Annotated in this window: 7 protein-coding genes; all 7 read left to right on the top strand. The window is 62.8% G+C overall.

Annotated features, from left to right (window positions below; translation table 11 throughout):
• The first annotated feature begins 90 nt into the window (after positions 1–90).
• Positions 91–933, top strand: coding sequence for a 1-acyl-sn-glycerol-3-phosphate acyltransferase (locus tag LDL37_RS02335; RefSeq protein WP_290793743.1), 843 nt, complete (start codon positions 91–93; stop codon positions 931–933).
• Positions 930–1,361: a tRNA (adenosine(37)-N6)-threonylcarbamoyltransferase complex ATPase subunit type 1 TsaE gene (gene tsaE, locus LDL37_RS02340; RefSeq protein WP_290793745.1), complete on the top strand. Its 432-nt coding sequence runs from the start codon at positions 930–932 to the stop codon at positions 1,359–1,361. The genes LDL37_RS02335 and tsaE overlap by 4 nt, the downstream gene beginning before the upstream one ends.
• A gap of 9 nt (positions 1,362–1,370) precedes the next feature.
• Positions 1,371–2,444 (top strand): N-acetylmuramate/N-acetylglucosamine kinase AmgK, encoded by a 1,074-nt coding sequence (gene amgK / locus LDL37_RS02345; RefSeq protein WP_290793748.1) that lies wholly within the window; start codon positions 1,371–1,373, stop codon positions 2,442–2,444.
• The gene (gene murU, locus LDL37_RS02350) at positions 2,441–3,175 is read left to right on the top strand and encodes an N-acetylmuramate alpha-1-phosphate uridylyltransferase MurU (protein ID WP_290793751.1); all 735 of its coding nucleotides are present in this window, start codon (positions 2,441–2,443) and stop codon (positions 3,173–3,175) included. Before amgK ends, murU begins: the two co-directional genes overlap by 4 nt.
• The gene (locus tag LDL37_RS02355) at positions 3,172–6,192 is read left to right on the top strand and encodes a PD-(D/E)XK nuclease family protein (RefSeq protein WP_290793754.1); all 3,021 of its coding nucleotides are present in this window, start codon (positions 3,172–3,174) and stop codon (positions 6,190–6,192) included. The genes murU and LDL37_RS02355 overlap by 4 nt, the downstream gene beginning before the upstream one ends.
• Positions 6,189–9,749, top strand: coding sequence for a double-strand break repair helicase AddA (addA, locus tag LDL37_RS02360; RefSeq protein WP_290793756.1), 3,561 nt, complete (start codon positions 6,189–6,191; stop codon positions 9,747–9,749). Before LDL37_RS02355 ends, addA begins: the two co-directional genes overlap by 4 nt.
• Before the next feature lie 76 nt (positions 9,750–9,825).
• Positions 9,826–10,000: thioredoxin domain-containing protein (locus tag LDL37_RS02365; RefSeq protein WP_290793759.1), on the top strand; the 175-nt coding region annotated here is incomplete at its 3' end.

The following is a 10,000-nucleotide window of genomic DNA, read 5'->3' on the forward strand; positions in this document are numbered from 1 at the left end:
CTTTTGGGGGCTGGGTTCGGGGTGTGCGAAGCGGGCATGAGATAGCCTTAGCAAGAATAACGGGACAGCGAAAGACTGGGGAGGGGCAGGATGGCGTTACCGGCGCCGCGTAACATTGTCGAAGAACTGATCATCGAACGCGCACCGCGTCTGGCCTCATCGGTTGCGTGGCCTGTGGCGCGACCACTGCTGTATAGCCTGCTGGGCTACGAACGAGCCGTGCGTATGGCGCAGGCGATTGCGGAGCTGTCCGGGGCCGAAGCGCTTGACTATATCTCCCGGCTTCTGTCGCTTGAGGTCATGGCGCGCGGGGTCGAGCGTATCCCGGCCACGGGGCGCTGCGTCGTCATCTGCAATCACCCGACCGGCATAGCCGATGGCATTGCCGTCTATGACTGTCTGCGGAAAGTGCGCGCCGACATTACCTTTTTCGCCAATGCCGACGCCTTGCGGGTCAATCCGCGCTTCGCAGAGGTGCTGATCCCGGTCGAGTGGGTCGAGGCCAAGCGCACGCGCGAAAAGACCCGCGCCACGCTGAGTGCGGCACGCGCGGCGTTCGAAAGTGAAAAATGTGTGGTGCTGTTTCCCGCCGGGCGGCTGGCGCGACGCGGGGCGGACGGACAACTCAGCGATCCGCCGTGGCAGACCACCGCCTTGTCGCTGGCGCAGAAATACGACGCGCCTGTGGTGCCTATGCACCTGTCGGGGCCTAATTCGGTATGGTTTCATGCCTTCAACCGCGTCTCGCAGGAATTGCGCGATATCACCCTGTTCCATGAGTTTCTGAACAAGGCGGGTCAGCGGTTCGACCTGACCGTTGGGCCGCTCATGGCGTCCCATCAGCTCGACGCCGAGGTGGGCCTGTTGTGCGAGCGGTTGAAGACCTATATCGAACGGGAATTGCCGCTCGATCCGGACCGCCCTGCCCTATGACCTTTTCCGACGATTGTTTTCTGGCCGACGATAGCACCACCGCCGAGTGGGGGGCGTGGCTGGCTACGCAACTCAAAGCGGGGGACGTGGTCTATCTGCTGGGCGATCTGGGGGCTGGAAAATCGACCCTGGCGCGCGGCCTGATCCGGGCGCTGACGACGCCAGACGAAGACGTGCCGTCGCCGACCTTCACCCTTGTTCAGACCTACGAAGGCCGCGATTTCGATATCGCGCATTTCGACCTCTATCGCCTGACCGACCCGGAAGAGGTGCATGAGATCGGCCTGTTTGAGCTGACCGACACGCATCTCTGCCTGATCGAATGGCCGCAAAGACTGGGGCATTTCACCTTTGACGCCCCATGGATCGTGCGCCTAAAAGAAGAGGCTACGGGCCGTCGCGTGACGCTTGAGCGGCCCGCCCCATAAGAGCTTTAAATGACCGATCGTGAAGACCTCCGCGTCCGTTTTCTGCAACAGGCGGGCCTTGCCGAAGCACGGCGTGACCCGCTGCCCGGTGATGCCTCGACGCGGCGCTATGAGCGCCTGACGCGGGCGGACGGCTCAACCCTGATGCTGATGGATCAGCCGCCGACGGGCGCGCAGCCCTGCCCACCGGACGCCAGCATCGAGGACCGTCAACGGCTTGGTTATTTTGCACAGACTCGTCTGTCTGCGGGCGATCTGACGGCCTTTGTGGGAGCGGCTAGCTATCTGAGCGCGCGGGGCTTTTCCGCGCCGACCATCTATGAGAGCGATCTGGACAACGGCCTGATCCTGCACGAAGACCTCGGCAATGCCCTGTTTGCCCGTCTGATCGAAGAGGGGGAGCACGAAGCGCCGCTTTACCTTTCGGCGGTGTCCGTGCTGGCGAAGCTGCACGAGGCGCCACCACCCGCCATGGTGGGTGAGTGGCCGCTGCTGACCTATGACGCGCTGGCGCTGAAAACCGGTGCCGACATGTTTTTGGAATGGTTGCCGCAATATGATCCCGGCTTGCGCTTTTCCGAACAGGCGCGCGTCGATTGGGACGGCCTGTGGGCTCCGTTGCGTGCCGAAGCCGAAGCCGGCGCCAGCGTCTTCATCCACCGCGATTACCACGCCGAAAACCTGCTGTGGCTTGGGGGTCGTGAAGGCGTGGCGCGCGTCGGCCTGATTGATTTTCAGGACTGCCTGAAGGCGCATCCGGCCTGGGACCTGCATTCGCTGTTGCAGGACGCCCGCCGCGATGTGTCGCCTGAGGTAGAGGCGCTTTGTCTAGAGCACTATTTCAGCCTGCGCCCCGAACAGGACCGCGAGGCCTTCATGCGCCTCTACACAGCGCTGGTGGCGCTCAATCAGGCGCGTATTCTGGGTGTCTTCGCCCGGTTGGTCACGCGCGACCACAAACCGCGCTATAAAGCCTTCATGCCGCGCATGTGGCGACATCTGGCGCGCAATCTCAATGCACCCGCACTGGCCGGGGTGCGGAACTGGTTTATGGCCAACGGTCTGGGGGGCCGCATCGCATGACACAGATCAAAACCGCCCCAATCAAAACCGCTATGGTGTTAGCGGCGGGGCTGGGCACGCGCATGCGGCCGCTGACCGATGATCGGCCCAAGGCCCTGGTCGAGGTGGGGGGACGCACCCTGATCGACCACATGATCGACCGGCTGAAAAGCGCGGGCGTCGAACGCTGTGTGGTCAATGTCCACTATTTTGCCGATCGGCTGGAGGCGCACCTCAAAAGCCGCAACGATGTCGAGATCGTCATTTCCGATGAGCGCGAAAAGCTGCTGGAAACCGGCGGAGGCCTGAAAAAAGCGCGTCCACTGCTGGGCGATGATCCGATTTTCGTCGCCAATATCGACAGTGTGTGGATCGAAGACGGCGGCCATGACCGCGCCATTGCCGATATGCTTGAGCAATGGCAGCCTGACGCCATGGACGCCCTGCTGCTGCTGGCCGATATGGCGCGCTCCAGCGGTTTTGATGGGGCAGGCGACTTCTTTCTTGCTGAGGATCAGCGCCTGACCTTCCGCGGTCAGGCGGAATCCGCGCCCTTCAACTATATGGGTGTGCACATCACCCATCCGGACATAGTGGCGGAAGTGGCCGAAGAGGCCTTTTCCCTGACGCCGATCTGGCGGAAAAAGGCGGCCGACGGTCGCCTGTTCGGGGCGCGGATGCACGGCAACTGGATGCATGTCGGTGACCCGGCTGCGCGCGATGCCGCCGAAGCGCGGTTGCAACAGGCATGAAAAGCCGCGACCTCTTCGTCACCCCGGCCCCGCGCTGGTACTCCATTCCGTCCGGGCGACCGTTCCTTGATGATCTGGCACGGGGACTGTGTGAGGCGCTGGGTGATGACCTGCCGCACGCCCTGATCCTCACCCCGACCCGACGCGGCGCGCGTCAGATGGCGCACGCCTTTACCGATCAGTGCCGGGCCAAGGCCCTTCTGCTGCCGCAGGTGCGAGCACTGGGTGATCTCGAAGAGGGGGAGCCACCCTTTGATCTGGAGCATCTGGGGCTCGACCTGCCGCCTGCCCTGTCGGCGACGCGGCGGCGCTTCGAACTGGCGAAGCTGATCAAGGCGCATTACGAAAGCGATGCGCCGCTCAACGCACGAACGGCCCTGGAACTCGCTGATTCCTTAGCCAAATTTTTCGACTCCTTAGCTCTGGAAGAGGTGAAGGCCGCAGATAGACTGGACCGTCTTGTCCACGATCCGGACCTGTTGCACGACGGTATGGGGGCTTTGGCTGAACACTGGCAGGTATCGGCGCGGTTTCTGGCCATTGCCGTCGATCTGTGGCCGAAGCGTCTGGCCGAACTCGACAGGATGGACCCCAGCCAGAGACTGGTGACGCTGATTCATCGCCTTGGCGATCAGTGGGAAAAGACCCCACCCACCCATCCGGTCATTATCGCCGGGACCACCGGCACCACACCGGCTACGGCGCGGCTGATGGGGCTGGCCTCGCGTTTTGAGCAAGGGGCCGTCGTCCTGCCCGGTCTCGACCTGTCGCTGGCCGAGGACGTGTGGGCGCAGGTCGGCGATTCGCACCCGCAGGGGGCCATGAAGGCCCTGCTGGATCGCCACCGGGTCAGCCGTGAAGTCGTCCATACCTGGCCTGTTTCGATCGAAGCTGACCGCGCGCGCCACGCCCGCCGCCGCGTCCTCAACGAAGCCCTTCGTCCCGCCGAGGCCACCAAGGACTGGCGTGCCCAGATTGCGGCACTGAAGGCGGGATCGGAAACCGCCATAAAGGACGGCTTAAGCGGCCTGACCCACATCGAAGGCCGCAATGACGAGGAAGCCGCCGCCGTCATCGCCCTTCTGATGCGCGAAGCGCTGGAAACACCGGGCAAGACGGCCGCTCTGATCACACCTGATATCACCCTGTCGCGGCGGGTAACGGCCCGATTGTCGCGCTGGGGTGTGCGCCCTGACTCCTCTGCGGGCGACGCCCTGATACACAGCCCGGTCGGGCGCTTCCTGCACAGCCTGCTCGATCTGATTCTGGAGCCCTTCGATGCGGTGAAGCTTCTGGCTTTGTTGAAGCATCCTCTGTCTCGCTTCGCCGACGACCGCCACACAAATATATTGGAAATCATAGGCTTACGAGGTGCCAAGCCCCGTGATGCCGACGAGGTTCTGAGCCGTCTGACGCAGAAAGAGGCTTTTGAGGCCGCTGGCCTGTGGCAGGACTATGTAGGCACCTGTGCGGTCTGGCAGAAGTCAAAGACAGACCTGTCCGAATACGTTCGCACCCTGACCGTCTGGGCCGAATCCGTGGCCGCGCACGACGGGCAGGCCCTGTGGAGCGGCGCAGCGGGCGCGACAGCCTCAGCGCTTCTGGCCGATCTGATCGCCGAAGGGCGCGATTTCATCGTCGAGGACGATCAGGTCTTTGTCGATATTCTGCGCCGGGCGCTACGCACGGCTACCGTGCGCACGGGGGGGCACACCCATCCGCGTCTGACCATATTGGGGGCTATCGAAGCGCGCATGTTCTCGGCCGACCGACTGATTCTGGCCGGTCTGGAAGAAGGGGTGTGGCCGCAGGCGGCCGAAATCGACCCCTTCCTGTCGCGCCCGATGCGTAAAGCCCTGGGCCTGCCGTCGCCCGAACGCCGCACCGGCCTGTCGGCACACGACTTTGTGCAAGGCGCCAGCCAGCCGGAGGTGTGGATGGTGACGCGCCAGCGCCGTGAAGGCGAGCCGCAGGTGCAATCGCGCTGGCTATGGCGGCTGGAAACCCTGACCACCGGGGCGGGCGAACACCTGCCGACCCAACCGCAATGGCTGGATTGGGCGCGGCGCATGGACGGCCCGTTGAGCGTCGTGCCTGAGGCCCTGAAACCCGCTTCACGGCCCCTGCCTGCACCACCGGTCGAGTCGCGCCCCCTGCAACTGCCGGTGACGCAGGTCGAGATGCTGGAACGCGACCCCTATGCCGTCTATGCGCGCTATGTGCTGGGCCTCAAGCCCCTCGACCGACCGAACGAGCCCTTCGAGGCCCTGCGTCGCGGCACCGCCATCCACGCCGTCGCGGAAAAATTCGCTGCGGACGATATGCCTCTGGGCGAAGCCGGGGTGCAGGTCTTTTGCGATCTGCTGGAGGCGCAGTTACGCGCCGAAAACCTCAGCGAAGCGCAACTGGCCCTGCAACGCCCGCTGTTTCCCCTGCTGGCGCGCGACTATGTGGCCTTTGAGGCCGAGCGTCGCGCTGACCGTCCGCGCCTTCTGATCGAAGAGTCAGGCAAGCTGACCATTGACCTGCCGCGTGGCCCCTTCACCCTGACCGCCAAGGCAGACCGCGTGGAAATTCATGAGCGCGGCGTCGATGTGATCGACTTCAAGACCGGTCAGCCACCGTCACCCAGGGCGGTGATCGCCGGCTTCTACCCGCAACTCACCCTGACTGCCGCCATCCTCAAATACGGCAGCTTCAACGGGTTTGAGGACATCCATCGCGCCAAGGGTCTGGGTGAACTGGTCTATGTTCGGTTGGGGCAGGATGTGGTCAAACCGCGCGTGGTTTACGACAAAAAGAACCCGCTGAGCGCTGATGAGATGGCCGATCGCGCGCTGAGCCGCCTCAAGACGCGCCTGATGCAGTATGAAAACCCCAGACAGGGCTATCTGTCCTGGCGCGCGCCGCAATACCGGCTGGAGCGCGGCGGTGATTATGACCAGTTGGCACGGCTTTATGAATGGCACGTTCTGGGCGACCGCGAGGCCGAACCCGCAACGGAGGAGGGCGAATGAACCCGCAAAACGCCGCCGCCGATCCGGAAGTATCGTGCTTCCTGACCGCCAATGCCGGTTCGGGCAAGACCTCGACGCTCGTCAACCGCGTCGCGCGTCTGCTGTTGCGCGGAGCAAAGCCGGAGCACATTCTGTGCGTCACCTATACCAAGGCCGCCGCCGCCGAGATGCAGGGCCGTCTGTATGAGCGGCTGGGCGGCTGGGCCGTGGCCGAAGACAATAAGCTGGCCGATCAGTTGCGAGCCATCGACGAAAACCCTGATGATCTGGCCACGGCGCGCGCCCTGTTTGCCAAGGCGTTGGAAACGCCGGGCGGACTGAAGATTCAGACCATCCACGCCTTTTGCGAAAAGCTGCTGCGGCGGTTTCCGCTTGAGGCGGGTTTAAGCCCGTCGTTTCAGGTGCTGGACGATCTGATTGCGCGTGATCTGGCGCAAAAGGCGCTGGAAGGCCTGTTGACCCTACCCGAAGGCGCGCACCGCGATCACCTGATCCGCACGCTGAAAGCCCAGAAGTTTGAACAGCTTCTATCGCAGTTCATTTATCAGCATGACCGTATCCGCGAGGCGTTGGATAATCTTTTGGCCGAAGCGGAACACAACGGTCTGTCTTTTAGTGTTTACCTGTTCAAACGCCTCGATCTCGACCCGCCGATGACGCCGGAACAGGTGGTCGATGCCTTTGCAGACGGCCTGAACTGGGACGTAATACCCGAAATGGCAAGGTCATTGGCCACGGTTAACACCAAAGGCAATCAGAGCCTGTCAGAAACGCTGCTATGCTTGTCCGAAGCGCGCAAAACCAGCGAACCGTTTGATTTCGAAGCGCTCTATGCCGTGTTCTACACCGCCAAGGGCGAGCCGCGCAAAGACCTGTGCTCGACCAAGAGCGCTCAAGCTGACCGCGATACGCTGGAACGCTGGCGCGAACCGCTGGCCGAGGCGGTGGAAAAGCGCAAGGCCGCCGAAACCGCGCTCAACACCCTCTATACGCTGCAACTGTTTGAGGATTTCAGCGTCCTCTATCAGGACCTGAAACGCCGCACCGGCGCGCTCGATTTTCAGGACTTGATCAGCCGCGCCAAACGGCTCCTCTCCGGGGCCACCATGTCGCAGTGGGTGCTGTTCAAGATGGATGGCGGGCTGGAGCATGTGCTGGTCGATGAGGGGCAGGACACGTCCGGCGATCAGTGGGACATCATTGATGCCCTTGTCGATGATTTTTTCTCCGGAGCGGGCGCGCCGATATTTCAGGCGCGCATTGACCGGACCATCTTTGCCGTGGGCGATGAAAAGCAGTCCATCTATGGCTTTCAGGGCGCCAAACCTGATTTGTTTTTAGGCAAGCGGCAATATTATCAAACCCGGGCTGAGCGCGCTGGGAAACGCTTCGTCGTGCCGCAACTGGTGCAAAGCTGGCGCTCCCTGCCGCAGGTTTTGGGCTTTGTCGATAGCGCCTTTGACGCCCCTGACCTCTCCGAAGCGCTCAACTTCACCGCCGAACGCATCATCCACGATGCGCGCCGTTCCGAACGCCCGGCCACGGTCGAGCTGTGGCCGCCTATCTATCCCCTGCCTGTGCCCGATCTGGGCGAGAGCGATGACGAAGACATCGCGCCCGTCGACGCCTCCGGTGCGGCCCCGGCCAAGCGGCTGGCGCAACAACTGGCTTTCCATATCGCACAGGACATCAAACAGGGCCGCAGCGTTATCGACAAGGGGTCACGCCAGGCGCGCCCTATGCACGCCGGCGATGTGCTTATTCTGGTGCGCAAACGCGACGCTCTGTTCGAACATATTATCCGTGAGTTGAAGCAGGCGGGCGTACCGGTTTCCGGGGCCGACCGGCTCAAGCTGTCGGACCACATAGCATTTCAGGACCTGCGCGCCCTGATGCGCGTCTGTTTGCAGGCAGGCGATAGCCTGTCTCTGGCTGCCGTCCTGCGCAGCCCCCTGTGCGACCTCAGCGAAGACGACCTGTTCACCCTGACGCGCGTCGAAAAGGCCAGTCTGTGGCAGGCGTTGAACCGTCTGGCCGAAGACAATCCGCGCTTTTCCGAAGCGCAGAACTTCATTGGCTGGGCCTTGTCCGAAGCGCCGCAGCGCACGGCGTTCGATTTTCTCGGGTTGGTGCTCAATCGCCGCGACGGCGCGGGCCGCACCCAGCGTCAGCGCTTCGTCACACGGTTGGGCGTCGAGTGCGAGGACGTACTGGATGAGACGCTGAACCTGGCGCTGAAAGGCGAAGGGGTGGGGGCGATCGGCCTGATCGACTTCCTGAACCTGTGTGAATTCAATGCCTCAGAGATCAAGCGCGAACAGGAAGAGGGCGGCGACCGCGTGCGGGTGATGACCGTGCACGGCTCCAAAGGTCTCGAAGCGCCGTGGGTGATTCTGCCCATGGCCCCCGGTTTCAAATCGACGCGCAATGACGACCTGCTGTTGATGTCGGATGAGGGTGATCTTCTGGTGTCGGCGCGCGGCAAGGACGGCGACCCGGAAGCCGTCAGCGCACTCAAATCCGCCCGGACTTTACGCGAAGCCAAGGAGGGCTTGCGGCTGTTCTATGTGGCCCTGACGCGGGCGCGTGATCGCCTGACCCTGTGCGGCTATCGCGGCAGCCGCGCGGCGAATGGCCCCTTCCCCGACTGGTACGATCTGGCGCAGGACGGTTTCGACCGCCTGCCGCGTGAGGCTGTGGTGGAGGTAGAACTGGACACGGTGGTGGAGTTTGGCGTGCCCAAAGCGCCTTCCGAAAAGGGGGAACCGGTTTTCGGAAGCGAAGGCGCGTCTAAAAATGCTCAGGAACCTTCTGAAAAAACGGAACTGCTTTTATTCGGCGAACGCGCACCGTTAATGATCGCTGAGGCGCAGGCTGCTTTAATACAGACCGGTCTGCCTGCCTTCATTTCCGCCTCCCCCACCCCCGATCCGGAAGCCGATGTCGTCTGGCGCGCCGTGTCGCAGCTCAGTGACGAGGATCGTTCCGCCGAAGATCGTGCGCCCTCGCCTCTGGCGGAACAGAAGGGGCAGGGACGTTTCGGGCGCGGCCTGAAAATCCATAAGCTGTTTGAAATCCTGCCCGCCCTGTCCGTAGCCGACCGCGATGAGGTGGCCGCACGCTGGCTGAGGCGTCAGCCCGATCTCGACGACGCCCAGCGCGACGAAATCCGTCAGGCAGTGATGGGGGTGCTGACCGATGCGCGCTTTGCCGACGCCTTCGGGCCCGATTCGCGGCCGGAAGTGGCGCTGGCCGGACAGGTTGGTGTCAATGCGCACGGCGAAGCGGTGTTTATGTCCGGACGCATCGACCGGCTGGTGATCGGGCCTGAGCGCGTGCTGGTCATCGACTATAAATCGAACCGCCCCGCCCCGGACAGCGCCGAAGAGGCCGCGGCCGACTATCAGCGGCAAATGGCGGGTTACGTTGCGCTTTTGCGGCAGATCTATCCGGACAAGTCCGTCGAAGCGGCGCTGTTGTGGACGGACGGGCCGAAGCTGACGCCCTTAAGCGAGGCTTTAGTAAATCTCAGGCTCAGCGAAATCAGGGGCCATTGATTTCTGATGCGGGCTTACTTACCTTTGTGACAAGTTTGAATCTGTGCCCATTTCGGGCGAGATAGGAAGTGCACCCATGTCCACCGCCACCGTCAAGGTTACCGACGAGACCTTTGAAAACGACGTCCTCAAATCCGACAAGCCGGTTCTGGTCGATTTCTGGGCCGAATGGTGCGGCCCGTGTAAGCAGATCGCCCCTATTCTCGACGAAGTGGCCGAAGCCTATGGCGACAAGCTGACCGTGTCGAAGA

This window comes from Asticcacaulis sp., assembly GCF_020217185.1.
GTDB lineage: Bacteria > Pseudomonadota > Alphaproteobacteria > Caulobacterales > Caulobacteraceae > Asticcacaulis.

Excerpts from the sequence above, each read along its gene's own strand:
- LDL37_RS02335 (WP_290793743.1), top strand. The coding sequence starts at position 91 with ATGGCGTTACCGGCGCCGCGTAACATTGTCGAAGAACTGATCATCGAA.
- tsaE (WP_290793745.1), top strand. The coding sequence starts at position 930 with ATGACCTTTTCCGACGATTGTTTTCTGGCCGACGATAGCACCACCGCC.
- amgK (WP_290793748.1), top strand. The coding sequence starts at position 1,371 with ATGACCGATCGTGAAGACCTCCGCGTCCGTTTTCTGCAACAGGCGGGC.
- murU (WP_290793751.1), top strand. The coding sequence starts at position 2,441 with ATGACACAGATCAAAACCGCCCCAATCAAAACCGCTATGGTGTTAGCG.
- LDL37_RS02355 (WP_290793754.1), top strand. The coding sequence starts at position 3,172 with ATGAAAAGCCGCGACCTCTTCGTCACCCCGGCCCCGCGCTGGTACTCC.
- addA (WP_290793756.1), top strand. The coding sequence starts at position 6,189 with ATGAACCCGCAAAACGCCGCCGCCGATCCGGAAGTATCGTGCTTCCTG.